The sequence below is a fragment of the Streptomyces sp. AC555_RSS877 genome, from assembly GCF_019049245.1.
Classification (GTDB): Bacteria; Actinomycetota; Actinomycetes; order Streptomycetales; family Streptomycetaceae; genus Streptomyces.
Genome location: NZ_JAGMUK010000037.1, coordinates 34,838 through 58,663 on the forward strand (window position 1 = coordinate 34,838; position 23,826 = coordinate 58,663).

The window sequence follows — 23,826 nt, forward strand, 5'->3', positions numbered from 1 at the left end:
CCGCACCGATGCCCGCAGGTCACGTGGCGCGGCGCCGCCCACCCGGCCCCCCAGGCCGTGATCGACATGCTCCAGGCGTCCGTCGCCGGCCCAGGCGGCGCCGGCCCTCGCCGTCCGACGCGCCACGGAACGGCATCGGTTCGGCCGCCCGCTGTCCGGCTCGCCGACGGGCGCCGGTACCGGAAGCGTGACGCGGGTGAGGGCCCGCGGCGCACCGGGGGCCCTCCTTCGTCGGCCTTCCGCCGAAGGTCAGCTCGCCGGCGAGGCCGGCTCCCGGATCGCCTCGGGGTCGAGCGGCAGGTCGGTCCGGTCGCGCTTGAACCGCGCGGCCTGCTCCTCGACGTCCGGCAGGGCGGCGCCGGGGGCCGCGAAACCGCGGAAGAGGGGCGAGCAGTACTCCCGCGACAGGCCCGCGGCGCTCCAGCGCCCTCCTGGTGGCCGGCGCCGCTGCTACCAGGAGGCCAGCGAGCCGTCGGTGTTGCGCCACACGGGGTTGCGCCAGCGGTGTCCGCGTTCGGCGGCCGCGCGGACCGCGTCCTCGTCGATGGTGATGCCCAGGCCGGGTGCGGTCAGGCGGTCGATGTAGCCGTCGCGGAAGGTGAAGGGCTCGGTGTCGACGAGGTAGTCCAGCAGCCCGCTGCTGTCGCCGTACCCGATGCCGAGCGCCTGTTCCTGGATGAGGAAGTTGGGGGCGGCGAAGTCGAGTTGGAGACTGGCGGCCAGTGCGATCGGACCGAGCGGGCAGTGCGGGGCGACCAGGACGTCGTACGTCTCCGCCATCGCCGCGATGCGCCGGGTCTCCGAGATGCCGCCGGCGTGGCTGATGTCCGGCTGCGCCACGGCGATGCCGTCCGCCAGCACGGAACGGAAGTCCCAGCGGGAGTAGAGCCGTTCACCGGTGGCGATGGGGATAGAGGTGGAGCGCACCACGGCGCCGAGGTCCCGGGTGAACTCCGGCAGCACCGGTTCCTCCACGAACATCGGCAGCAGGGGCTCCAGCAGCGGCAGGACGCGGCGGGACATCGCCCCGCTGAAGCGGCCGTGGAAGTCCAGCGCCAGGTCGCGGTCCGGGCCGATCGCCTCGCGTACCGCGGCCACCTGCTCCACGATGGCGTGGATCGCGGCGGGCGTGTCGAGCGGTTCCAGCTGACCGCAGGGGTTCAACTTGACCGCGGTCAGCCCTTTGGCGACCTGCTCGGCCGCCGACTCGCCTATCTCCTGCGGGGTTTCGCCGCCCACCCAGCCGTAGATGCGCACCCGGTCGCGGACATGGCCGCCGAGGAGCTGGTGCACCGGGACGCCGTGGGTCTTGCCCGCGATGTCCCACAGGGCCTGGTCGATGCCGGCCAGGGCGCTGCTGAGAACCGGGCCGCCGCGGTAGAAGCCGCTCTTGGCGAGCACCTGCCAGTGCTCCTCGATACGGGCCGGGTCCTGCCCCACGAGGTAGTCGAACATCTCCTCCACGCAGCGGGCGACGGTGTGCGCCTTGCCCTCGACGATGGGTTCGCCCCAGCCGGAGATGCCCTCGTCGGTGTCGACGCGCAGGAAGACCCAGCGCGGCTCGACGAGGAAGAGTTCGTACCCAGTGATCTTCATGGTGTGGACCTCCGGTCCTGGTGCACGGCCCGGAGGCCGACGGTGATGGGTGTCGCGGGGAGGGGGCGGGAGGGAAACGCGTGGGGGAGTGCCGGGCGGCCTACTCCTGGGAGCTGATGCCGCGGCCGCCGTCCACGAGCAGGTTCTGGCCGGTGATGAAGGAGGCGTCGTCGGAGGCGAAGAAGGCCACCGCGGCCGCGATGTCCTCGGGGGCACCGAGCCTGCCGACCGGTGTCCGCCCGATGGTCAGGTCCTTGTACTCCGGAGGGGTGTCCGCCCACAGGGCGGTGACGACGGCTCCGGGAAGGACGGCGTTGAACCGGATCTCCCCGCCGTACTCGACGGCGAGCTGGCGCACCAGGGCGCCGATCCCGCCCTTGGCCGCCGCGTACGCGGGGAAGCCGCGGAAGCCGAGGGCGGCGTGCACGGACGAGGTCACCACCACCGCCCCCCGGGCTTCTCTCAGCAGCGGCACCGTGGCGCGGACGCCGTAGAACACCGAGTCGAGGGAGAGCCGCAGCTGGTCGTGCCAGGCGGCGTCGTCCAGCTCGTGGGCCGGGCCGGGCAGGTTCCGGCCGGCGTTGAGGTGCAGGACGTCGAGGCGTCCGGTCCAGGACGCCACCTCCTCGACGGCCGCGGTCCACTCCTCGGGCGAGGTGGCGTCGAGCCGCCGGGCCCGGGCGTGTCCCTGCTCGGCGCGGATCTCCTCGGCCACCCGGTGGGCGCCCTCGCTGTCCACGTCGGTGACGAGGACCGACGCCCCCTCCGCGGCCAGGCGGTGGGCGGTGGCCGCTCCGATCCCGGAGGCGGCCGCGGTGAGCAGGGCCGTACGGCCCGCGAAGCGGGTCGGCCCGGGTGCTCTCATGGCGTTCCTCCGGGTCTCGCGGTGGAGCCGCGCAGGACCAGACGCGGCTCGGTGGGTACCAGGACGTCCCCCACGGGCGCCCCCTGGATGGCGGCCACCAAGGCGTCCACGGCCGCGGTGCCCAGTTCGTACAGGGGCATCGCCACGGTCGTCAGCGGCGGGGAGAGGTGGGCGGCGACGGGCAGGTCGTCGTTGCCGACGATGGAGATGTCCTCGGGGATGCGCAGGCCGAGCCCTCGGATCGCCGCCATCGCGCCTATCGCCTGCGCGAGCGAGCTGGTGTAGAGGGCGGTGACCGGCGGGCGGGTGCCGGCGTCCGGGCGGAGCAGTTCCAGGGTCGCGGACACGCCGCCGTCCTCGGTGAAGTCCCCGGACGCGACCGGGGCGGCACTGAGCCGCAGCGCGTCGGCGTGCCGCAGGAACGCGTGCTTGCGGGCATCACTGGGAGTGATGCCGGATGGGCCCGCGACATGTCCGATCGCCCGGTGACCCAGCCCGTGGAGGTGGTCGAGGGCGGTGACGCTGGAACGGGCCACGTCCATGGTGACGTTCCGCCCGGAGCCCTCGACCGACCGGTTGAGGAAGACATGCGGGATCGGGCTGCGGCTCAGGGCGTCCAACAACGGGTGCCCAGGACGGGCCGAGGCGATCAGCAGTCCGTCGACCCGGCCCTCCTGCACCAGGTCGTTGAAGGACTCGTCGGCCTCCTGCCCCTCGAAGTCCTCGGCGAGCAGGGAGAGATAGCCCAGTTCGCGTGCCCGCTGGTAGGCGCCCCGGGCGATGGTGACGTAGGTGGGGTTGGCGAGGGCGGGCACGAGCAGGGCGAAGGCGTGCGTGCTGGCACCCGCCAGGGCCCGTGCGCCGGAGTGGGGGCGGTAGCCGAGCGCGGTGGCGGCCTCGTGCACGCGCCGCCGGGTCTCCGGCCGCACGGACAGGTCCTCTCGACCGTTGAGCACCTTGGACACGGTGGCCTTGGAGACCCCCGCCTCCCGGGCGACGTCCACCAGCCTGGCCCGCACGGGCTGTTCCGGCACCGGGGCCCCCTCTCTCTTCGCTTGACCGGAGATGGCTTGTTCCCGGCCTCTTGACACTCTCTGGCGGTGCAACCTAACGTTCGCGAAAGTTTCAGTCAACCGGTTTCCTCAGGCGGAAATAAGCGACACGCCTGAGCAGAGCCCTGGAAATCGGTCAGGCCATCCGCGGAACTTTTCAGCCAACGCTGACGGCGGATGCCGTGTGCGCTGAAGCACCTTCACACGCCGACCGCGGACGCGACCACCGTCGCAACCGCGATCTCGTCATACGAGTGCCGACGTCCGCGTACGGAGACGGGTCCACACGTCCCGGTCCGGACGCCGCCTCCCGCCTGCCCTCCGCTCCGCAACTCCCCGCTGTCCCCGGCATGCCGGGACATCCGTCTGAAAGGCCGCGAACGTGCCTATATCTACAGGTTCCCTCGACAGACGTCAGTTCCTCAGGGCCTCCGCCGCCTCCGCCGGTGCCGCGCTCGCCGCGACCGCGCTGTCCGGCTGCGCCAACTCCGTCGGCGACGACGACGGCGGCGGCGCCGGGAGCGGCAGGACGACGCTCAACGTCATGACGGTGGAGAACGAGTGGGACAAGAAGACCCTCAAGGCCGCGGAAGCGGCGCTGGGGATGCGCCTCAACGTCATCATCGCGGACCCCACCAAGCTCAACGCCATGCTGGCCGCCAAGAACCCGCCGGACGTGGTGCGCGGTTTCGGCGCGACGGAGACCGCGTACTTCGCCGCCCGCGGGCTGATGACCGACCTGGACCCGTACTTCGCGAAGAGTGACGCGCTCAAGGTCTCCGACCTCGACCCGGTCAACGACGTGTGGCGCTACGACGGCGAGAAGCAGGGCGCGGGCCCCCGCTACGGCATGGCCAAGGACTACTCCCAGGACCAGATGTTCTGGTACCGCACCGACCTGCTCGACGCCGCCAAGCTGGACCAGCCCAGCGCCACCGAGGCGCTGTCCGCCGACGCGTGGCTGGACATGGGCAAGGAGCTGGTCAAGCGCCGGCTCGGCAAGGTCAAGGTGTACGGACTGAACGCCACCGGCATGGGCGCCTTCTCGCAGCTCATGGGCATGACGGCCTCGGCCGGCGGAAGCCTGTTCGCCGAGGACCTGGCCACCGTGGACTTCTCCTCGCCCGAGGCGCTCAAGGCGCTGGACTGGTTCCTCGCGTACTCGCGCGCCGACATCGGTCCGAGCCCCGCCAACCCGAACCCGGACGGCTGGGACGGACCGACCTACCAGGCCAAGCGGATGGCGATGAGCTGCAACGGCTACTGGTTCGGCGGACTGGTCGGCGCCGACCCCAAGCTGGCCGACATCACCCGGTTCGCGCCCGCCCCGCAGCTCGGCGGCAACCGCGTCAGCCCCTGCTTCGGCGCCACCGGCTTCTGGATGCCCAGGGACGCCAAGAACAAGGACGCCGCCTGGAAGTTCTTCGAGTGGTACTTCGCCGGCAAGCCCGCCCAGGAGCGTGCGGCCAGCGGCTGGGGCATTCCCTCACTGAAGTCGCTGCACGCGCAGATGCCGCAGGGCACCGCGTTCCAGAAGCAGGCCTTCGAGGTCCAGCAGCAGGAGCTGTCGCACCTGTCCGTGCTGAGCTTCACCCCGTACGCCCAGCAGGCCGCCCTGGACGGCGTCCTCAGCAAGGTGCTGCCCGGCGCGATCAAGTCCAAGACGGCCACGGGCAAGGTCGCCGACGAGCTGAACTCCCGGATGAACGAGGCGCTCGCCCAGGGCAAGGAGCTGGTGGGGTGACCACCGATCAGCTCGCCGGACCGGCAGGCGTGCCGGGTGCGTCGTCGCCCACGGGGGAGACGGCCGCCCGCCCCGCCCGCCGGCCGGGCCGGCGCCCGGCTCGCAGGCCCCGCTCGCTGGAGTCCCGCCGCGCGTTCGCCTTCTACGTCTTCGTCGGCCCCTGGATCCTGGGCTTCCTCACCCTGACGGCCTTCCCGCTGGGCTACGCGCTGTGGCTCAGCTTCACCAACGCGGACGGCCTGTCCGCCAACTCGCGCTTCGTGGGCCTGGACAACTACAAGGAGGTCTTCACCAACGCCGAGACCATGGCCTCCCTGGCCCGCACCGGAGTGTTCACCGCGATCACGGTGCCGCTGACGATCGCGGCCGGGCTGCTGCTGGCGGTGCTGGTGAACCAGCCGATTCGCTCGCGCGGAGTCTTCCGCACGCTGCTGTACCTGCCCGCCGTGGTGCCGCCGGTCGGCGCCGCCCTCACCTTCAAGCTGATCTTCGACCGCGACTCGGGAGCGGCCAACGGCATCCTGGACGGCTTCGACGTCAACGGCGTGTCCTGGCTGGTGGATCCCTACGCCCGCTGGGTCCTGATCGCGCTGACGATGTGGGGCGTGGGCAACGTCATGATCATCTCGCTGGCGGGGCTACAGGACATCCCCAAGGAGCTGAACGAGGCGGCGCGGGTGGACGGGGCCAGTGCCTGGCAGTCCTTCAGCCGGATCACCCTGCCGCTGCTCTCCCCGGTGATCTTTTTCCAGGTGATCACCGGCATCATCGCCGCCGTGCAGAGCTTCCTGCCGCTGCTGATCTCCCTCGACCCCTCCCCGAGGGGCGTCTCGGCCGTGCCCGAGGGCAACTACCTGTACATGATCGACGTGTTCTCGCAGTACTTCGCCAACGGCCGCTACGGATACGCCTCCGCGATGCTCTGGGTGCTCTTCGCGATCATCGTCTTCATCACCTTCCTCGTCTTCAGACTCAGCAAGGGCGCGGTCTTCTACTCCGTGGAACCGGAAGCCGTGAAGAAGCCCAAGCCCCGCACGATCGGAGGCACGTGATGGTGTTCCGCCGCCGCAGCGCCGTCTACATGCTCCTGGTGGGCTGCCTCGTCCTCTTCCTCAGCCCCTTCGGCTGGCTGATGATCACCGCGTTCAAGGACCCCTCCGAACTGCGCGCCATCCCCATCCACTGGTGGCCGCACCAGCCCAACCTGGGCAACTTCAAGGAAGCCCTGACCCACTTCGACTACCTCGGCTACGCCCAGAACTCGATGACGATCTCCGTCATCTACGCGGTGCTGGTGACGCTCGCCTCGGCCTGGGCGGGGTACGGCTTCGCCCGGCTGAACGCCCCCGGCAAGCGGGCCGTCTTCGCCGTGCTGCTGTCGACGATGATGCTCCCGCAGGTCATCACCCTCATCCCGACCTATCTGCTGTTCGCCAAGGTCCACCTGACCAACACCTACATGCCGTGGGTGCTGTGGGGGCTGTGCGGTGCGCCGTACCTCATCTTCCTGTTCCGGCAGTTCTTCTCGAACATGCCGAAGGAACTGGAGGAGGCGGCGATCGTCGACGGCTGCGGGCAGATCCGCATCTTCTGGCGGATCTTCCTGCCGCAGTCCTGGCCGGTCATCGCCACCAGCCTGATCCTCTCCTTCAGCTGGACGTGGGGAGACTGGATCGCACCCGCCCTGCTGCTGGACGACAGCCGCACCACGCTCGCCGTCAAGCTCGCCCGCGGCTATGTCAACGACCACGGCGCGCAGCTCGGCAACCTCGTCGCGGCGGGTGCGGTGATGTACGTCGTCCCCGTACTGGCCCTCTTCCTGATCCTGCAGCGCGGCTTCGTCTCCGGTGTCGCCACGTCCGGACTCAAGTAAGGAATCCCTCTCGATGACCGACACCCAGGTCCGCTCCAAGTCCCCCGCAGGGGTGGGGTCGTGACGGAACGTCCCGCCCTCACCCGGCAGCTCGGCCGGACCCGGGTCATGGCCATCCTCAGGTCGGCCGACGCCTCGGGCCTGCCCGCCGTGGCCCGTGCCCTCGCGGCCGGCGGCATCACCTGCCTGGAGGTCACGCTCACCACCCCGGGCGCCCTCGACGCCCTGGCCCGCATCCGGGACGAGCTCGGACCCGGCGTGGCCGTCGGTGCCGGCACCGTGATCACCGAGGCACAGGCCCGGGACGCCCGGGCGGCCGGAGCCGCGTTCCTGGTCGCCCCCGTGGTGGACGTCCAGGTCATCCGGGCCGCGGCGGACTTCGGCACCCCCTGCTATCCGGGCGCCTGGACGCCGACCGAGGTGTCCACCGCCTGGCAGGCGGGCGCCGCCGCCGTCAAGCTGTTCCCGGCGAGCACCGGCGGCCCCGCACACCTGCGCCAACTGCGGGCGCCCCTGCCGGACATCCCCCTCATAGCCGTCGGCGGTGTCGACCTCGCGCAGGCACGGGACTACCTCGACGCCGGAGCCCGCGCCGTCGGCATCGGCTCCCCGCTGCTGCGCGGAGCCGACCGGAACCCGACCGCGGAGGCACTGACGGCCCTCACGGAAAGGACGCGCGTGCTGCTGGACACCGTAGGCGCCGTCGAGCAGGCCGAGGAGGCCGGCTCGTGAACGGCCCCGCGGAGAACGCGTCCCCCTACCTGGTGACGGTGGGCGAGGTCCTCGGTGTCATGGCGGCAGCGGAGCCCGGTCCGCTCGGACTCGGCGCCCTGCTGCGCCTCGGGCTCGCCGGAGCGGAGTCCAACGTCGCCATCGGCGTCAGCCGGCTCGGCGGCTCGGCCACCTGGATCGGCCGTGTCAGCGAAGACGGCCTCGGCGAGATGATCCTGCGCGAACTGCGCGCCGAGGGCGTCACCACCGTCGCGGTACGGGACCCCGCGCCCACCTCGCTGCTGCTGAAGGAACGACGGACCGCCACGCACAGCCGGGTGCGGTACCACCGCACCCACACCGCCGGTTCCCGGCTGTCCCCGCAGGACATACCCGAGGACGTCGTCGCCGGCGCGGCGGTCGTGCACATCACCGGGATCACCCCCGCGCTGGGGGAGGGCCCCGCCGCGGCCGTCCGCCGGGTCGTGGACATCGCCGTCGACGCCGGCGTACCCGTCTCCCTGGACGTCAACTTCCGGTCCCTGCTGTGGAGCGAGGCTAAGGCCCGGCGCACGCTGCTGCCCCTGCTGCGCGGCAGCGACCTGGTGTTCGCGGGTCCGCACGAGGCCCGGCTGGTGGTCCCCGACGCCGACACCCCGGAGGAACTCGCCCAGGGCATCTGCGAACTGGGGCCTGGCGGTGCCGTGATCAAGATGGGTGCCGAGGGGGCCTTCGCGCTCCTCGACGGGAAGCCGTACCGGCAGCTCGCCATGCCCGTCCGCGTCCAGGACCCGGTGGGAGCGGGAGACGCCTTCGCCGCCGGGTACCTGGCCGAACTGCTCGCGGGCGAACCGCCCGAGCGGCGGCTGCGGACGGCGGCCCTCGTCGGGGCCTTCGCGGTGAGCACCACCGGCGACTGGGAGGGCCTGCCCCGGCGCGCCGAGCTGGCCCTGCTGGACCATCACGACGACGTCGTCCGCTGATCCATCCGCCCGCCGCACGCGTCAACTGCCCATCCGCCTCAAGGACGTTCCATGTCAACCAGCTCCTTCGCCGCACCGACCCTCGTCCTCACCGGCTCCTACACGCCGGACACCGGTGGCGACGGCGCCGGACTCGTCGCCCTGCGCTTCGACCCGGCGGCCGGCGCCCTCACGGTCGACGCCCGGCTGGGGCCCGTGCCTGTCACCGGTGCCTCCTTCCTGGCCGCGCACCCTTCGCTCGACGTCGTCTACAGCACCCACGAGACCGAGTCCGGGGCCGTCAGCGCCTTCGCCCGGCACGGCGACGGCGCCCTCACCCTGCTGGGAGGCCCGGTCCCGAGCGGCGGCGCCAACCCCTGCCACCTCACCGTCCACCCCGGCGGAGGCTGGCTGCTGACCGCCCATTACGGCACCGACACGCTGTGCGGCAGCGTCGCCGTGCACCGGCTCGGCCCGGACGGCGGCATCCGGGAACTGACCGACGTCGTGGTCCACGAAGGGTCGGGCCCGGTCGCCGGACGGCAGGACGGCAGCCACGCGCACCAGGTCCTCGTCGACCCGGCGGCCCGCTTCGTCCTCGTCACCGACCTGGGAGCGGACGCGGTGTTCACCTACCGTCTCGACACCGGGGCGGGCCTTCTGGAGCGCGTCGCCACGAACCCGCTGGCCCCGGGATCAGGCCCCCGCCACCTCGCGTTCGCGCCCGGCGGTGAGCTGGTGTTCAGCGCGGACGAGCTGTCGTCGACCCTCACCTGTCACCACTACGACGCCGGCAACGGCACCCTGACGGCTCGGTCCACCGCTCCGGCCACGACGGCCCGTGACCTCGTCAACCAGCCGGCCGGAATCGTCGCCTCGCCCTGCGGAGGCTACGTCTGGCTGACCAACCGCGGCCCGGACACGGTGGCCGCGTTCCGGATCAGCGGTACCGGTCTCGAGCCGATCGGCGAGGTGCCCAGCGGCGGTGCCTGGCCGCGTGGCCTGATCCTGACCGACGGCCATCTGCTCGTGGCCAACCAGCACGGCGGCACCCTGACGGCACTGCGCGTCCTGGACACGGGTGCCCTCGCGGAGCCGGGACCGGTGGCGCAGCTTCCCTCGGTCGTCTGCGCGCTCGCCCTCTGATCCCCGCCCGGCGGGCGGCTCGGCCCCGCCCTCTTTCCCTCATGACCCGGCCGGCCCTCCACGTACGCCCTGAAAGGCAGTCATGTCCCACCCCGGCACCACCCCCGCACGCTTCACCCTCGACGCGGCCTTCGGCGTCGGCCCCGTCGCCCCGCGCCTGTACGGGTCGTTCGTCGAGCACATGGGCCGCTGCGTCTACACCGGGCTCTACGAGCCCGGCCACCCGTCCGCCGACGCCGCCGGCCTGCGCCAGGACGTCCTGGACCTGGTCCGCGAGCTGGGCGTCACCACCGTGCGCTACCCGGGCGGCAACTTCGTCTCCGGCTACCGCTGGGAGGACAGCGTCGGCCCGCGTGAGGAGAGACCGGTCCGGCTGGACCTGGCCTGGCGGTCCACCGAGACCAACGAGTTCGGCCTCGGCGAGTTCATGGACTTCTGCGCCAAGGCCGACACGGAACCCATGATGGCGGTCAACCTCGGCACCCGCGGGGTTGCGGAGGCCGCGCAACTGCTGGAGTACTGCAACCATCCCGGCGGCACCGAGCTGTCCGACCGCCGTGCCGCCCACGGGGCCAAGGAGCCGTACGGCATCAAGATGTGGTGCCTGGGCAACGAGATGGACGGCCCCTGGCAGATCGGCCACAAGACGGCCGAGGAGTACGGACGGCTCGCCGTCGAGACCGCCCGTGCCATGAGGATGATCGACCCCGGACTGGAGCTGGTCGCCTGCGGCAGTTCGGGCTCGGGCATCGCCACCTTCGCCGCCTGGGAGGCGACCGTTCTGGAAGCCGCCTACGACGAGGTCGACTACGTCTCGCTGCACGCCTACTACGAGGAGACCGACGGCGACCGCGACTCCTTCCTGGCCTCGGCCGTCGACATGGAGCACTTCATCGAGTCGGTCGTCGCCACCTGCGACCACGTCCGCGCCCGTCTGAAGGCGAAGAAGCGGATCAACCTCTCCTTCGACGAGTGGAACGTCTGGTACATCCGCCGCAGCGAGGCCGCCACCCCGCCGGACTGGGACCAGGCCCCCCGGCTGCTGGAGGACAACTACTCGGTCACCGACGCGGTGGTCTTCGGCTCGATGCTCATCGCCCTGCTCCGGCACGCCGACCGGGTCACCTCCGCCTCGCTCGCCCAGCTCGTCAACGTCATCGCGCCGATCATGACCGAGCCGGGCGGCCCCGCCTGGCGCCAGACCACCTTCTTCCCCTTCGCCCAGGCCTCCCGGTACGGCCGCGGCCGGGTGCTGCGCGTCGAGGTGGACAGCCCCACGTACCCCACGGCCAGGTTCGGCGAGGTGCCGCTGCTGCACGCCACCGCCGTGATCGACGACGAGACCGGCGACGTCACCGTCTTCGCCGTGAACCGCAGCCAGACCGACGTCCTGCCGTTGGAGATCGACCTGCGCGGGGTCGACGCCCACACCCTCGCGGAGCACCTGGTCCTGGCCGACGAAAACCCGGAGGCCACCAACACCGCCGACCGGCCCGACCGTGTCGTCCCGCACGCAGCGATCGGGACCAGCGTCACCGGGGGAGTGCTGTGCGCGGACCTCGAGCCCATGTCCTGGAACATGGTCCGGCTGTCCCGTCCGCAGAACTGACCCGTCGTCAGAGGTGCGGTGCGGTCCCACGGGTGGGGCATGCCGGTGTGACACGCCGCCGGATGGCTCATCCGGCCCGTCCGCGGGACCCCGGACGTAGTGTCCAGAATATGAAGAAATGCCATATTCTGCGCCTGACGTGCTCCGTAGCGGTCGTCGGGGCGGTGCTCGGGGCCGCTCCGCCGGCCGCCGGTCACACGACCCACGTGGTCCGCCCGGGCGAATCGATCCAGCAGGCGGTGGACGCCGCCGAACCCGGCGACACCGTCCTCGTCACCCCCGGCACGTACCACGAGAGCGTCAAGGTGAGCACGCCCGGGCTGACCCTGCGCGGCGTGGGCCGCCACACGGTGATCGCACCGGACACGGACAAGGCCGCCAACAGCTGCGCCGAGGCAGGCAACGGCATCTGTGTGGCCGGGACGGAAGACCGCAACGTCGAGGGCGTCACCGTCGCCTCCCTGACCGTGTCCGGCTTCGCCAGGTCCGGGGTGTTCGCCACCGAGGCGGACGGGCTGACCGTGCGGAACGTGACGGCCGTGAACAACGGCGTGTGGGGCATCGCCCAGGAGGAGTCGGTCCGGGCGGTGTTCCGAGGGAACACCGCCCGGGACAACGGCGACGCGGGCCTGTTCCTCGCCAACACCATCAGCAAGGAGCGGGGCGCCGCGGACACCGAAGGCACGGTGGTCGAAGGCAACCGACTGGAGGGCAACCGCATCGGCGTCACCGTCCGGCGACTGCGGAATCTCGTCGTCGAGGACAACTACCTCACCGGCAACTGCGCCGGGGTGTTCGTCGTCGGTGACGAGAACAAGCCGCGGGCCGGGAACCTGGCAGTGCAAGACAACCGCATCACGCGCAACAACAAGTCCTGCCCGAAGACCGCCCGGCTGGCCGCCCTGCAGGGCTCGGGCATCGTCCTGACCGGCGCCGAGGACACCCTGGTGACCCGGAACCTGATCACGGACAACGTCGGCACCTCCCCGCTCTCGGGCGGCATCGTCCTGTTCAAGAGCATGGTGGGCACCGCCAGCGAGCGGAACCGCATCAGCGACAACGAGTTGGCGGGCAACGCCCCGGCCGACCTCGTCAACACGGACACCGCCACGAACAACGTCTTCGAAGGCAACCGCTGCGGGGCGTCGAAGCCCCAGGGCCTGTGCTGACCGACCGGCCGTGACGACCCGTGGACCCGAGAAGGCCAAGAAGGAAGGAAGGCGGCACATGACGACCGCTCAGACCGCCCCACCGCCGCCCATGCGGCTCAGGGAGCTCGTGTTCGGGGCGGCGTGTGCCGCCGCCCTCCGCGCGGCCGCCCGGCTGGGGGTCGCCGACGCGCTCGGCGACGGCCCCATGACCGTGGAGGACCTCGCGGCCGCGGTGAAGACCGAACCCCGGCCCACGCGACGGCTGCTGAGGGCGCTGTCCTGCTACGGCGTCTTCGCCGAGCAGGAGGACGGGACGTTCACGCACACCGACATGTCCCGGCTGCTGCGCGAGGACGACCCGCACAGCCTGCGCGACATCACGCTGTGGTGCACCGAACCGTGGACCTGGGACGTGTGGCCGGAGCTGGACGAGGCGATGCGCACCGGCCGCAACGTCGTCCAGGACCTGTACGGCAAGGAGTTCTTCGCGTACCTCAACGAGGACGCCCCCGAGTCGGCCGAGGTCTTCAACCGCGCCATGACGACCTCCAGCGAGCAGTCCGCGCGGGACGTCGCGGCGTTCCTGGACCTGTCCGGCAGCACGTCGGTCGCCGACATCGGCGGCGGCCAGGGGCACGTGGTGGCGAGCCTGCTGGACAAGTACCCCGCGATGCACGGCTCCCTGCTCGACCTGCCCCGTGTGGTCGAGAACGCCGTGCCACGGCTGCGCGGCGGAGGCGACCTCGCGGACCGCGTACGCATCGTCCCCGGCGACGTCCGCGTGGCCGTCCCGGTCAGGGCCGACACCTACATCATCAAGAACATCCTCGAGTGGGACGACGAGAGCACCGCCCGGACCCTGCGCAACGTCATCGAGGCGGGCGGACCGGGGACGCGGATCGTGGTCGTCGAGAACCTGGTCGACGACACGCCTTCCATGCGGTTCAGCACCGCCATGGACCTGCTGCTGCTCCTCAACGTGGGCGGGGCGAAGCACACCACCGAGAGCATGGCCGCCCGGCTCACCGAAGCCGGCCTGGTCATCGAGGACGTCAGCCCGGTCAACCCCTACCTGCACGCGTTCGACTGCGTCGTCCCCGGCTGATCACCCCGGAGCGCGTCCCACCGCGGAATCCCACCGCAGACCGGTCGCCGGGCCCGAGACACTCGCGGGCCCGGCGACCGGTGGCCGGGGGAGGGGAGGCCGGTTCAGCCGGTGGAGTCCCGCTCCCAGCGGTAGAAGCAGTGCGCCATAGCGTCCTTCGGCGAACGCCAGGTCGAGGGGTCGTACGCCGTGACGTACGCCGACAACCGCTCGCTGATGTCGCGGAACTCGGGGTGTCCGGCCATCTTGGCGATGGCGGGCCCGGGGTCCCGCTCGGACTCGATGAGATGCAGATACACGTCACCGAACTCGAAGAGGCTGCGCCGGGAGACCCCCACGAGGTGCGGGAGCTCCCCCCGGTCCGACTCCTCGAACAGTTTGGCGATGTCCGGGGCCGACCCCGGAGACATCCGGGCGACGATCAGGGCTTGGTGCATGATCCCGTCCTCCGTCCGGCTCAGTCGGTCAGCGTCGGCACGTGACCGCGTTCCGCGGCGGCCTTTTCGAGACGGTCCCGGATCAGGGCCATCTGGGTCTTGGAGTTCCGGTTGATGTTGTCCGTCATCCAGGCGTCGTCGACCGGTGCGTCCGGCTTCATCTCGAAGTCCTGCGTCCACACCATCCGGGTGCCGCCCGGCACCTTCTCGTACTGCCACCGGATGTCCATGTGGGCGAAGGGCCCGGTCTCCACACGGCGGGCCTTGACGCTGAGCGTGTCGCGGTCCGGCTCCCGTTCCGAGACCCAGCTCCACACGGTGCCGTTCTCGTCCGGGTGCATGGTCAGCCGGAAGGTGGTCTTGTTCCCTTCCCGGGACAGGACCTCGACGGACGCGTACTCGCTGAACAACTGGGGCCAGTTCTCGAGGTCGTTGGTCATGTCCCAGACCAGGTCCAGCGGAGCGGCGATGGTGATCTCGTTCTGCGTGTGTCCGGCCATGTCACGCTCCTGCCGGCAGGGCGCCGTTGACGAGATCGAGGAACTGCCGCGGGGTCTTGCAGCGCTCCGCGTCGGGAGGCATCGGCGCGCCGTACCGGTTCTCCAACTCGCCCACGATGCCGAGCAGGCCGAGCGAGTCGATGCCGAGGCCGTCGAAGCCGGAGTCGCGCTGCTGCTCCAGTTCCTCCGGGGCGACGGTGACTCCCGCAGCCTTCTTCATCAGCCCGGCCAGTTCTTCCACGGTGATGCGGTCACTCATGCGGTTCCTCTCCTTTGTTCCGCGGCGCCTCGCTAGCTACGAGGCGTCGGCGGCGCCGTGCCTCAGCACCAGCGCCGAGTTGGAGCCCATGAGCCCCCGGCTGAGGACCAGCGCCGTGCGCGGCTCGGCGGCGCGGGCGCGTCCGGTCACCAGATCGAGGTCATGGCAGACGTCGAAAACATTGGGGGTGGGCGGGATCAGACCGTGCTCCATCGCGAGCACCGCCGCCGCGGCGTCCAGCACGGGCGCCGCGCAGTAGCCGCGGCCGATACCGGTCTTCGGCGCGGTGACCGGCACCCGCCTGCCGTGCGCGCCGAGGGCGTCGGCGATCGCCAGCGCCTCGGCACGGTCCGCCTCCGGTACGCCCAGGGCGTCGGCGAAGACCACGTCGATCTCCTCGGGGGCACAGCCGGCCTCGGCCAGCGCCCCGCGGATGGCCTGCGCGAGGCCCTCCCGCGACTGCTCCCAGCGCGAGGCGCCGGTGAAGGTCGCCGCATGCCCGGCGAGCGTGGCCCGCACGCGCGCGCCCCGCTCCCGGGCCGAGGTCTCCTCCTCCACCACGAGCATGGCGCCGCCCTCGGCCGGCACGAATCCACAGGCTCCGTCGGTGAACGGGCGGTAGGCGCGCGCCGGGTCGTCGGCGGTGCTCAGCTCCGCGTAGCCGAGCTGGCACACCACCGAGTAGGGGGCGAGCGGTGCCTCGGTCGAGCCGGCCACGATCACGTCGGTGCCACGCCGTACGGCACGCGCCGCGTGCGCGAGGGCATCCAGGCCGCCGGCCTCGTCGGCGGCGACGACCGAGCAGGGCCCCTTGAAGCCGCGGCGGATGGAGATCTGGCCGGTGCTGGCGGCGTAGAACCAGGCGATCGACTGGTACGGGCCGACGAAGCGACTGCCTTTGCCCCACAGCTGCTGCAGTTCCCGCTGCCCGAACTCGCCGCCGCCGGAACCGGCCGCGGTGACCACACCCACGGAGAACGGCACCTCACGGGTGTCGGCCTGGCCGAGGCGGGCGTCGTCCAGCGCGAGGTCGGCCGCGGCCATCGCGAAGTGCGTGAACCGGTCGGTCTGCACGAGAGAGCGTTCCTCCACCGCCTCCGCCGGCTCGAAGCCCCGGACTTCGCCGGCCACCCGCAGCGGCAGGTGCTCACAGCCCTCGCGGGTGACCCGGTCGAGGACGCTGATGCCTTCCTGGGTGGACTTCCAGAAGGACTCGGTGCTGGTTCCGTTGGGCGCGACCACACCGATTCCGGTGACGGCGGCGCGCCGTGGACGGCTTTCGCTCATCGTGTCCTCTCCCTCGGCCGGGTCAGGACCACCGCGGACTGGAAGCCGCCGAACCCGCTGCCCACGGAGAGCACGCTGTTCAGCTTCCGCTCGCGAGCGACGCGCGGCACGTAGTCCAGGTCGCACTCGGGGTCCGGCGTCTCGTAGTTCGCGGTGGGCGGTACCACCTGGTGGGCCAGGGCCAGTACGCAGGCGACGACCTCGATCGCCCCGATCGCGCCCAGGGAGTGGCCCACCATGGACTTGATGGAGCTCATGGGCGTGTCGTAGGCGTGCGGTCCCAGGGCCCGTTTCACCGCGGCGGTCTCGTGACGGTCGTTCTGCTGGGTGCCCGACCCGTGCGCGTTGACGTAGTCGATCGCGGTGCCGTCGAGCCGGGCGTGATCGAGCGCGTCCCCGATGGCCCGGGCCATCTCCAGGCCCTCGCTGGTCAGACCGGTCATGTGGTAGGCGTTGCCGAAGGTCGCGTAGCCGCTCAGCTCGCAGTAGACCTGCGCGCCGCGGGCCCGGGCGTGTTCGAGTTCCTCCAGGACGAGTACGGCGCCGCCCTCGCCCATGACGAACCCGTTCCGGTCGGCGTCGAAGGGACGCGAGGCGTGGGCGGGGTCGTCGTTGTTCGGGGACGTGGCCTTGATCGCGTCGAAGCACGCCATGGTGATCGGGGAGATCGGCGAGTCCGAGGCGCCGGCGATGCACACGTCGGCCCTGCCCTCCTCGATCGTGTGGAAGGCGTACCCGACCGCGTCGAGGCCCGAGGTGCAGCCCGTGGAGACGGTCTGCACCGGCCCTCGTGCCCCCACCTGCTCCGCCACCGTCGAGGCGAGCGTGCTGGGTGAGAACGCGCGGTGCAGGTGGGGGTTCGCCTCCTGGTGGTCCACGTCCCAGCGCTGCCCGCCGTGGCTGACCAGGACGTAGTCGCGCTCCAGCCTTGTGGTTCCGCCGACCGCGGTGCCCAGGGAGACCCCGACCCGCCAGGGGTCCTCCCGGGCGAGGTCGAGGCCGGAGTCCCGTACCGCTTCCTCGCCGGCGACCAGCGCGAACTGGATGTACCGGTCGCAGCGTGCGACCTGTTCCGCGTCCAGCCCGTGGGCCGCGGGGTCGAAGTCGCACTCGGCGGCGATCCGCGACCGCAGGCTGCTCGGATCGAAGAAGGTGATGCCCCGCGTCGCGGTGCGCCCGCCCGCCAGCAGGTCCCAGAACGCCGGTACGCCGATGCCACCCGGAGCGACGATGCCTATACCGGTGACCGCCACGCGCCTGGTCATGATCGGACCTGACGTCGCTCGGCCACCCGGCCCGAACCGGCGTGGGCCCCCTCCTCCGCGACCGGGACGGCGTCGCTCTCCTCGGTGTCGACGTGGCCCTGCGGCGGGGTGGGCGCGAGCGGGCCGAGGTGGAAGACGATGCGGGCCTCCACATTGCCGACGTTGCGGAACCGGTGCCGCACATGGGCGGGGATCATGAGCCCCTGCTCGGCCCGCAGCGGGTGGGGATCGCCGTCGAGGTCCACTTCCAGCTGCCCGCACAGGACGTAGATGAACTCCTCGGAGTACGGGTGGTAGTGCTCGGCGATGCGGTCGCCGGGCTGCACGATGGCCACGCCCATGAAACCGCTGGTGGACCCCACCGTGGTCGGAGTGAGCAGGGCGCGCAGATCGCCGCCGCGCCGGGTGTTGGGCTCGATCTCGCTGAGATCCACGATTCTGGGACGGGGTTTGATCACGACGTTGCTCCGATCGTGTGCTGTGTCGACGTGCGGGCCGTGGCCGCCACGACCTGCTGAGGGAGGAATCAGGCGTCCGGCGAGCGGCGGTCGGTGACGAGTTCCATCCGGGTGAGTTCGAGGAAGCGCGTGAGATCGCCGTCCGTCGGCGCGCCACCGTCGGCACAGACGTCACCGTCCAGGAGCCTCGTCAACTCGGCCCCCTTGCCGGGGTCCCGGAGGCCGAGGGACAGGGCGAGACCGCCGGCGTCGAGGCCGCCCCGTACGTCGATGAGCCGTACCACGACGTCGTCGCGCTGGAAGATCGTGCTGCGCAGGACCGGGCTGCGTGGATCGTCCGCCGCCGCCTCGTCCTGCTGGGCGAGCAGCTGGGCCAGTTGCAGGCCGCAGCCGGACCGGACCGGGTAGCACAACGCGAGCCGCTGCCCCGCCGGGTCCTCCTGATCGGCCGTCACATGGTGTACGGCGGGCAGCGCGGCCCGGGTGAAGAAGACCCGGGCGGACTCGGGGTCGTTGAGGTCCCGGTCCTGCTCCAGGTAGGGGTTGATGGCCTCCTCGACGGCCCGCACCTCGGGCTGCCGGGAGACGTGACGCAGCGCCGCGAGCAGGTCGCCCCGCACCTCGATGGCCCGAACCACCCGGTTGCCGTGCATGAACAGGGAGGTGCGGCACAGCCGGGTGGTGTCGTCGACCCGCGGCTCGGGCGAGGCGTAGTCGGAGAGGATCTTCGCGACCGTTTCCTCACTGCCCGGCTTGACCGTGAAGGTGAGCGCGTGGCGGATGACACCGTCCCCGATCCGGGGTGCCGCCTGCAGCCCGCGGGTGCCGGCCGCGGCGTCCACCGCCGGGCCGCCCGTCTCGCGGACGACGTGGAAGCGAAGCGACCTGGTGTCCCGGACACAGCTGTGCAGCGGCTCCACCATCCGCACGTGGTCTTCGCTGTTCACCCAGGTGAGGAAGGGCGGAGCGCTCTCCCACTCACTGGTGATGAGCCATTGGGAGGGATTCTCGATCGACTGGCACAGCTGATCGCTGACATGCCCGGGAACGGACGCGACCTGGTTGCAGAGTTGCTCGTACGCCTCCAGGAACTGCTGCTGGGCTCCGTCGTAGACGTCCACCAGCAGGACGACCCGGAGCCTGGAGCCGTCGAACACCGACTGGGAGACACGCGGCGACACCTTCTGGGTCAGCGGCTGGGAGGCAAGTGCAGACGTGGTGTTCATCCTCGGGCACATCTCCTTCGCGGAAAGGGGAACGGCGACCTTCGGTCGCGGCGCTCCGACGGGGGCGTGAGTCGATCCTGATCAGGTCCTCACCGGCGCGCGATTCGTATGGACTACGCGGGTGACTGGCCTTGGGGCGGAACGAGGTCAGGTGAGGTGGGCGAAGACCACGAGGTTGTCCGTGTAGTCCCTGGCCGCGCGGTCGTAGTCGCCCGCACAGGTGATGAGCCTGACCTGGGCATCGGGGGTGTCGCCGTACACGCGACGGCTGGGGAAGTCGTCCTTGGCGAACGTCTCCACGCTGTCGACGACGAAGGTCGCCTCGCGCCGGTCGGCCCGCAGGACCCGGAAGGTGTCGCCCTTCTTCAGCTCACCGAGCCCGGCGAAGACGGCGGGTGAGGTCGCCGTGTCGACGTGTCCGGCGATGATCGCGGTGCCCCTCTCGCCGGGGGAGACGCCTTTCGCGTGCCAGCCGACGAGGTTGATGTCGTCGGCGGGCGGGGCTTCGAGCTGACCAGTGGGGCCGATGGCGAGGTCCGTGAAGGGGGCGTCCACGTAGATCTTCGGGATGAGCAGGCGCACGGGCCTCGATCGCGGCAGTTGCTTTCCCGTCGCGGGGCCGGAAGGCGAGGGCGGCGCCGCGGTGTGCGGGGCTTGCGGGGCCTGCTGGGCCTGCGCGGGCAGGGACGCGCCGGTCGACGTGTCCCGGCCGCCGATCAGGCTTACCGCGACGACCAGGAGAGCCACGGCGCACAGCACCATCAGGCCTCCGCGTGAGCCCTGGCCGGTGGGCCGCGGCTCGTCGTCGGTGGGGGAGGAAGGAGGGACTGCCATCGGGAACCACCTCTGTGGGGCACGGGAGCAGGGCGGACGGGACGGGCCGGGAACCGGCCGGGGCGGCCGCCACACGATGCACCGGTGGCGGCCGCGGTCGCTATCGCGTCCGGCACGGGTCAGGCCAGGCCGTGGGACTTCTTGCGGCGCACGGCGTACAGGCCGGTCCCGGCGACGGCCAGGACCGCCAGACCGCCCGCGGTCACGCCAGGCGCCGCCAGCGCGCCGCCTCCGGTGTGCATCCCGCCGCTGGGCTTGTGGTGACCGCCTTTCCAGGACTCCTTGCCGTCCTTGGTCCAGCCGGAGTCCTTGTCGTGCCCGCTGTCGCGGGAGGCGCCCGAGTCGTCCGCCGTCACCGCGGTCAGCGCGCCGCCACCCGTGTGCATCCCACCGCGTGGTGCGTCGTGGCTGCCACCCTTGTCGTGTTCCTTGCCGTAGGAGGATTTGTCGTGGTCCCAGTCACCCGCGGCTGCGTAGGCGCCGGGTGCGGTGACGGCGAGGACGGCCGAGGCCGCCGCGGTGGCCAGGAGGATGCGAGCAGAACGCATGCGAGAGTCCTTTCGCCACGACCGGGCAGCTGGCGCTTCGTCAGCTGTGGTGACCCGGCCCTGACGTGATCCACCGTCAGTCAGCGATCCGTATCCCACCACTCCAGCCACTCAGCCGGGTGATCGACTCGGGCCGGGCGGGGCCGCGGTCCGGTGGGTTCCGGCACACGAACGGTCGGCCGGCAGCATGGCTGCCGGCCGAGGTCGCGCCGTGGGTCGCGGTCGGTCAGGGCAGTGCCAGCGCCGTCGTCACGACATGACGCAGGGTCGATTCGGCGTCCGGGTCCGGACCTTGGGATCGCCAGGCCACGAACCCGTCGGGCCGGACGAGTACGGCACCTCCGCGTGTCGTGCCGTGGCGTTCGGCCCAGTCCGCACCCTCCTCGGGGGTCAGCTCGGCGTCCGGCCCGGCCCCCACCCGGTAGGAGACCAGCGGGAGGGACATCCGGTCCGCGAGACGGGTGGCGCACGCGTGCCACCCGCCCGGCTCGTCGGCGTCGCTCAGCAGGACCAGGGACCGTTCGTAGAGGTCCAGGGTGGAGATGCGTTCGCCCTGGTGGCGTACCCACAGGTGGGGTGCCCTGCTGCCGGGCTCGCCGCTCAGGGCGAGTTTCTCCGGTACCACCGCGGCCGCGGGATCGGCGCCGACGACGGCGCCGGTCGGGTAGCGGTAGCCGAGGGCCACGTTGAGGATGCCGCGCTGGGGTGCGCCGCCGGGGCCGGGCGGCGGGGAGAACCCGGGGTGGCTGTGCTCGGCGGACCGGGCGGCCGCGCGGGCGCTGGTCGCCTCCGCCACCGGGCGCCGTTCGGCGTCGTAGGTGTCGAGCAGGCCGTCCCCGGCCCAGCCGCCGAGCACCGCGGCCAGCTTCCAGGCGAGGTTGTGCGCGTCCTGGATACCGGTGTTGGAGCCGAACGCCCCGGTGGGTGACATCTCGTGCGCCGAGTCGCCGGCCAGGAAGACCCGCCCCGCCCGGTAGGTCCGTGCGACCCGTTGGGCGGCGTGCCAGGGAGCCTTGCCGGTGATCTGCACGTCGAGGTCCGGGTCCCCGACCGCCCGGCGGATGTGGTCGACGCACCGCTCGTCGGTGAACTCCTCCATCGTTTCCCCGCGTTCGGGGTGCCAGGGGGCGTGGAAGACCCAGTTCTCGCGGTTGTCCACCGGCAGCAGCGCACCGTCGGCGTCCGGATCGGTCAGGTAGCAGACGATGAAGCGGCGATCCCCCACCACCTCGGCCAGGCGACGGGAGCGGAAGGTGACGCTGATGTTGTGGAACAGGTCGCCGGGACCGCTCTGACCGATGCCGAGCTGTTCCCGTACGGGGCTGCGCGGACCGTCGGCGGCGACCAAATAGTCGGCGCGGATGGTGGTGTGCTCGCCCGTCTCCCGGCTCTTGACCACCGCGGTGACACCGGTGCCGTCGCTGTCGAACGAGAGCAGTTCGGTGGAGAACCGCAGGTCGCCGCCGAGCTGCGTGGCATGGTCGAGCAGGACCGGCTCCAGGTCGTTCTGGCTGCACAGACACCACGCGCTCGGGCTGAACCGGGCCAGTCCGCCGCCCGGATCGATGTCCCGGAACAGCCACTCGCCCTCGTCGCCGACCAGCGTGGGCGTCTGCAGGATGCCGTGGTTGTCCGCCAGGGTGGCCGCGGCCTCCTGGATCGCCGGCTCCACGCCGGCCGCCCGGAACAGCTCCATCGTGCGTACGTTGTTGCCGCGGCCCCGGGGGTGGATGGAGGTGCCGGCGTGGCGCTCCACCAACGTGTGCCGCACGCCCAGTCGGCCCAGGAACAGCGAGGTCGACAGTCCCACCAGGGAACCGCCGACGATCAGGACCGGGACCTTGTGGATGGTGTCGCCGGCCTGCCCGGCTCTTTGCTTCATCACTCGCCTCCAGCACGTCGTGTCCGCCGACTCGGCCGGTACGGACGGGATCTTCATGCATGCCCCGCAGGGCGGACGGCGGCTCAGGCTTCACCCGCTTCACCCGTACGGCACGGCCGGGGCGAGGCCGGGCACGGGTGGCCTCGCCTCGGCCGTACCCTCCATTCGGCCCGGCCGGCGTGCCGACCCCGGCGGGCCGGGGGATCCTGGAGTCCCAGGCCGTGGTGCGGGCCGCCGAGTCAGGCGGGCAGGAGCCGGCGAGGCGAAGCGTCGGCACCTGCGCACCACGGCCGGCGACCGGGAAGTGACCCGCCGGACGGGTGGATTCCCGGCACCGGAACGCCCACTTCCCGCCGCAGATCGGCCGGCGCGCGATGGTCGGTACCGGCTGTCACGCTGATGACACACAGGATCTGCGAAAGGGAATCGCCGTGATCACCACTGACCTCACTCCCGGCTCCCCCTGCTGGCTCGACCTCGGTGCCCCCGACGTCCGCGCCGCCGCGGCCTTCTACGGCGCGGTGCTCGGCTGGGAGTACCAGTCCATGGGCGAGTCGGAGGACATGCAGGGCGGGATGTTCCAGAAGGACGGCAAGACCGTCGCCGGGCTCGGCAAGCTCACGGAGGAGGGCGCGCGCTCGGCCTGGATGGTCTACTACACCGTCACCGACGCGGACGCCACGACCCAGGCCGTCGAGCGCGCGGGCGGCACGGTGCGGGTGGCCCCGAGGGACCTCGAGGACTGGGGCCGGATGGCGCAGTACAGCGACCCGTCCGGGGCCCAGTTCGCGGTCTGGCAGCCGGGGACGAACGCCGGCTTCGAGCTGGCGGACGAGCCGGGTTCGCTCTCCTGGACCGAGCTGCTCACGACCGACACCGCGGCCGCCAAGGAGTTCTACGGCGAGGTCTTCGGCTGGCAGTTCGGTGAGATGGAGCTGCCGGGCGGCGCGGGCGCGTACTCCCTCATCACCCCCGCCGGGCAACCCGAGGAGCGCATGCAAGGCGGCCTCATGCAGCTGAGCGAACAGGACCTCGCCCTGACCGACGGGCGGCCGTACTGGCATCCGGTCTTCGCCGTCAGCGACTGCGACGCCGCCGTCGCCGCGGTCACCGGGAACGGCGGCAGCGTGCAGATGGGACCCGAGGACGTGGAGGGCGTCGGCCGGCTGGCCGTCTGCCTCGACCCGTCGAACGCGGACTTCGTGGTACTCACGGCGGCCGGCGGCTGATCCGCGCAAGGGCCTGCCCGGCGGCTGGTCTCTCCCCACCGGCCGCGAGCGCCACGACCAGGCCGTGCTCCGCGGGCCCTTCGCCCT

23 protein-coding genes are annotated in these 23,826 nt (G+C 71.6%); 10 read left to right on the forward strand and 13 right to left on the reverse strand.

From position 1 onward, the window contains the following. Positions 1–450 precede the first annotated feature (450 nt). The 3 genes from dgoD to KUM49_RS16085 all read right to left on the reverse strand — a co-directional run bounded on the left by dgoD (position 451) and on the right by KUM49_RS16085 (position 3,495). Positions 451–1,596: a galactonate dehydratase gene (gene dgoD, locus KUM49_RS16075; RefSeq protein ID WP_217237528.1), complete on the reverse strand. Its 1,146-nt coding sequence runs from the start codon at positions 1,594–1,596 to the stop codon at positions 451–453. Between the two features lie 100 nt (positions 1,597–1,696). Beyond that, on the reverse strand, positions 1,697–2,461 hold the full coding sequence (locus KUM49_RS16080) for an SDR family NAD(P)-dependent oxidoreductase (RefSeq protein WP_217237529.1): 765 nt from the start codon (positions 2,459–2,461) through the stop codon (positions 1,697–1,699). Continuing rightward, positions 2,458–3,495, reverse strand: a complete 1,038-nt coding sequence (locus tag KUM49_RS16085; RefSeq protein WP_217237530.1) for a LacI family DNA-binding transcriptional regulator — start codon at positions 3,493–3,495, stop codon at positions 2,458–2,460. Before KUM49_RS16085 ends, KUM49_RS16080 begins: the two co-directional genes overlap by 4 nt. A gap of 400 nt (positions 3,496–3,895) precedes the next feature. Here KUM49_RS16085 and KUM49_RS16090 point away from each other — a divergent pair, with 400 nt between their 5' ends. The 9 genes from KUM49_RS16090 to KUM49_RS16130 all read left to right on the forward strand — a co-directional run bounded on the left by KUM49_RS16090 (position 3,896) and on the right by KUM49_RS16130 (position 13,814). Next, entirely contained in the window at positions 3,896–5,257 is a 1,362-nt protein-coding gene (locus KUM49_RS16090; protein WP_217237531.1) for an extracellular solute-binding protein, read from the forward strand. Next, the gene (locus tag KUM49_RS16095) at positions 5,254–6,309 is read left to right on the forward strand and encodes a carbohydrate ABC transporter permease (protein ID WP_217237532.1); all 1,056 of its coding nucleotides are present in this window, start codon (positions 5,254–5,256) and stop codon (positions 6,307–6,309) included. Before KUM49_RS16090 ends, KUM49_RS16095 begins: the two co-directional genes overlap by 4 nt. Further along, positions 6,309–7,130 (forward strand): carbohydrate ABC transporter permease, encoded by an 822-nt coding sequence (locus KUM49_RS16100; protein ID WP_217237533.1) that lies wholly within the window; start codon positions 6,309–6,311, stop codon positions 7,128–7,130. Before KUM49_RS16095 ends, KUM49_RS16100 begins: the two co-directional genes overlap by 1 nt. 60 nt (positions 7,131–7,190) lie before the next feature. Then, complete coding sequence (locus KUM49_RS16105; RefSeq protein ID WP_217237534.1) at positions 7,191–7,862, forward strand: bifunctional 4-hydroxy-2-oxoglutarate aldolase/2-dehydro-3-deoxy-phosphogluconate aldolase; 672 nt, start codon at positions 7,191–7,193, stop codon at positions 7,860–7,862. Continuing rightward, positions 7,859–8,824: a sugar kinase gene (locus KUM49_RS16110; RefSeq protein WP_308406640.1), complete on the forward strand. Its 966-nt coding sequence runs from the start codon at positions 7,859–7,861 to the stop codon at positions 8,822–8,824. Before KUM49_RS16105 ends, KUM49_RS16110 begins: the two co-directional genes overlap by 4 nt. A 51-nt stretch (positions 8,825–8,875) precedes the next feature. Further along, positions 8,876–9,949, forward strand: coding sequence for a lactonase family protein (locus KUM49_RS16115; RefSeq protein WP_217237535.1), 1,074 nt, complete (start codon positions 8,876–8,878; stop codon positions 9,947–9,949). Positions 9,950–10,031: 82 nt separating this feature from the next. After that, entirely contained in the window at positions 10,032–11,558 is a 1,527-nt protein-coding gene (locus tag KUM49_RS16120; protein ID WP_217237536.1) for an alpha-N-arabinofuranosidase, read from the forward strand. Between the two features lie 110 nt (positions 11,559–11,668). Continuing rightward, positions 11,669–12,727, forward strand: a complete 1,059-nt coding sequence (locus KUM49_RS16125) for a nitrous oxide reductase family maturation protein NosD (RefSeq protein WP_217237537.1) — start codon at positions 11,669–11,671, stop codon at positions 12,725–12,727. A gap of 58 nt (positions 12,728–12,785) precedes the next feature. Beyond that, on the forward strand, positions 12,786–13,814 hold the full coding sequence (locus KUM49_RS16130) for a methyltransferase (protein ID WP_217237538.1): 1,029 nt from the start codon (positions 12,786–12,788) through the stop codon (positions 13,812–13,814). A 104-nt stretch (positions 13,815–13,918) separates the two neighbouring features. Here KUM49_RS16130 and KUM49_RS16135 read toward each other — a convergent pair whose 3' ends face one another. The 10 genes from KUM49_RS16135 to KUM49_RS16180 all read right to left on the reverse strand — a co-directional run bounded on the left by KUM49_RS16135 (position 13,919) and on the right by KUM49_RS16180 (position 22,510). Then, entirely contained in the window at positions 13,919–14,251 is a 333-nt protein-coding gene (locus KUM49_RS16135) for a TcmI family type II polyketide cyclase (protein ID WP_217237539.1), read from the reverse strand. 20 nt (positions 14,252–14,271) lie between these two features. Further along, entirely contained in the window at positions 14,272–14,751 is a 480-nt protein-coding gene (locus KUM49_RS16140; protein ID WP_217237540.1) for an SRPBCC family protein, read from the reverse strand. A 1-nt stretch (position 14,752) separates the two neighbouring features. After that, a complete protein-coding gene (locus KUM49_RS16145) occupies positions 14,753–15,010 on the reverse strand; it encodes an acyl carrier protein (protein ID WP_217237541.1) in 258 nt (85 codons plus the stop codon). Between the two features lie 36 nt (positions 15,011–15,046). After that, the gene (locus KUM49_RS16150; RefSeq protein ID WP_217237542.1) at positions 15,047–16,297 is read right to left on the reverse strand and encodes a ketosynthase chain-length factor; all 1,251 of its coding nucleotides are present in this window, start codon (positions 16,295–16,297) and stop codon (positions 15,047–15,049) included. After that, positions 16,294–17,562: a beta-ketoacyl synthase gene (locus KUM49_RS16155; RefSeq protein ID WP_217237543.1), complete on the reverse strand. Its 1,269-nt coding sequence runs from the start codon at positions 17,560–17,562 to the stop codon at positions 16,294–16,296. Before KUM49_RS16155 ends, KUM49_RS16150 begins: the two co-directional genes overlap by 4 nt. Further along, positions 17,559–18,020 carry a cupin domain-containing protein gene (locus tag KUM49_RS16160; protein ID WP_217237544.1) on the reverse strand — a complete coding sequence of 154 codons (462 nt, stop codon included), beginning with the start codon at positions 18,018–18,020 and terminating at the stop codon, positions 17,559–17,561. Before KUM49_RS16160 ends, KUM49_RS16155 begins: the two co-directional genes overlap by 4 nt. 68 nt (positions 18,021–18,088) lie before the next feature. Next, positions 18,089–19,246, reverse strand: a complete 1,158-nt coding sequence (locus KUM49_RS16165; protein WP_217237545.1) for a SchA/CurD-like domain-containing protein — start codon at positions 19,244–19,246, stop codon at positions 18,089–18,091. A 147-nt stretch (positions 19,247–19,393) separates the two neighbouring features. Then, a complete protein-coding gene (locus KUM49_RS16170) occupies positions 19,394–20,080 on the reverse strand; it encodes a class F sortase (RefSeq protein WP_217237546.1) in 687 nt (228 codons plus the stop codon). A 119-nt stretch (positions 20,081–20,199) separates the two neighbouring features. Further along, the gene (locus KUM49_RS16175) at positions 20,200–20,628 is read right to left on the reverse strand and encodes a hypothetical protein (RefSeq protein ID WP_217237547.1); all 429 of its coding nucleotides are present in this window, start codon (positions 20,626–20,628) and stop codon (positions 20,200–20,202) included. Positions 20,629–20,854: 226 nt separating this feature from the next. Further along, positions 20,855–22,510, reverse strand: coding sequence for an FAD-dependent monooxygenase (locus tag KUM49_RS16180; RefSeq protein WP_217237548.1), 1,656 nt, complete (start codon positions 22,508–22,510; stop codon positions 20,855–20,857). A 431-nt stretch (positions 22,511–22,941) separates the two neighbouring features. On the opposite strand from KUM49_RS16180, the gene KUM49_RS16185 reads away from it, so the two are divergent. Then, positions 22,942–23,739, forward strand: coding sequence for a VOC family protein (locus KUM49_RS16185; RefSeq protein WP_217237549.1), 798 nt, complete (start codon positions 22,942–22,944; stop codon positions 23,737–23,739). The last annotated feature ends 87 nt before the right edge of the window (positions 23,740–23,826 follow it).

Coding starts and splice junctions, on each gene's coding strand:
- KUM49_RS16180 (WP_217237548.1), bottom strand. CDS start 22,510: ATGAAGCAAAGAGCCGGGCAGGCCGGCGACACCATCCACAAGGTCCCG.
- KUM49_RS16165 (WP_217237545.1), bottom strand. CDS start 19,246: ATGAACACCACGTCTGCACTTGCCTCCCAGCCGCTGACCCAGAAGGTG.
- KUM49_RS16170 (WP_217237546.1), bottom strand. CDS start 20,080: ATGGCAGTCCCTCCTTCCTCCCCCACCGACGACGAGCCGCGGCCCACC.
- KUM49_RS16155 (WP_217237543.1), bottom strand. CDS start 17,562: ATGACCAGGCGCGTGGCGGTCACCGGTATAGGCATCGTCGCTCCGGGT.
- KUM49_RS16100 (WP_217237533.1), top strand. CDS start 6,309: ATGGTGTTCCGCCGCCGCAGCGCCGTCTACATGCTCCTGGTGGGCTGC.
- KUM49_RS16150 (WP_217237542.1), bottom strand. CDS start 16,297: ATGAGCGAAAGCCGTCCACGGCGCGCCGCCGTCACCGGAATCGGTGTG.
- KUM49_RS16125 (WP_217237537.1), top strand. CDS start 11,669: ATGAAGAAATGCCATATTCTGCGCCTGACGTGCTCCGTAGCGGTCGTC.
- KUM49_RS16145 (WP_217237541.1), bottom strand. CDS start 15,010: ATGAGTGACCGCATCACCGTGGAAGAACTGGCCGGGCTGATGAAGAAG.
- KUM49_RS16140 (WP_217237540.1), bottom strand. CDS start 14,751: ATGGCCGGACACACGCAGAACGAGATCACCATCGCCGCTCCGCTGGAC.
- KUM49_RS16175 (WP_217237547.1), bottom strand. CDS start 20,628: ATGCGTTCTGCTCGCATCCTCCTGGCCACCGCGGCGGCCTCGGCCGTC.
- KUM49_RS16080 (WP_217237529.1), bottom strand. CDS start 2,461: ATGAGAGCACCCGGGCCGACCCGCTTCGCGGGCCGTACGGCCCTGCTC.
- KUM49_RS16135 (WP_217237539.1), bottom strand. CDS start 14,251: ATGCACCAAGCCCTGATCGTCGCCCGGATGTCTCCGGGGTCGGCCCCG.
- KUM49_RS16115 (WP_217237535.1), top strand. CDS start 8,876: ATGTCAACCAGCTCCTTCGCCGCACCGACCCTCGTCCTCACCGGCTCC.
- KUM49_RS16120 (WP_217237536.1), top strand. CDS start 10,032: ATGTCCCACCCCGGCACCACCCCCGCACGCTTCACCCTCGACGCGGCC.
- dgoD (WP_217237528.1), bottom strand. CDS start 1,596: ATGAAGATCACTGGGTACGAACTCTTCCTCGTCGAGCCGCGCTGGGTC.
- KUM49_RS16130 (WP_217237538.1), top strand. CDS start 12,786: ATGACGACCGCTCAGACCGCCCCACCGCCGCCCATGCGGCTCAGGGAG.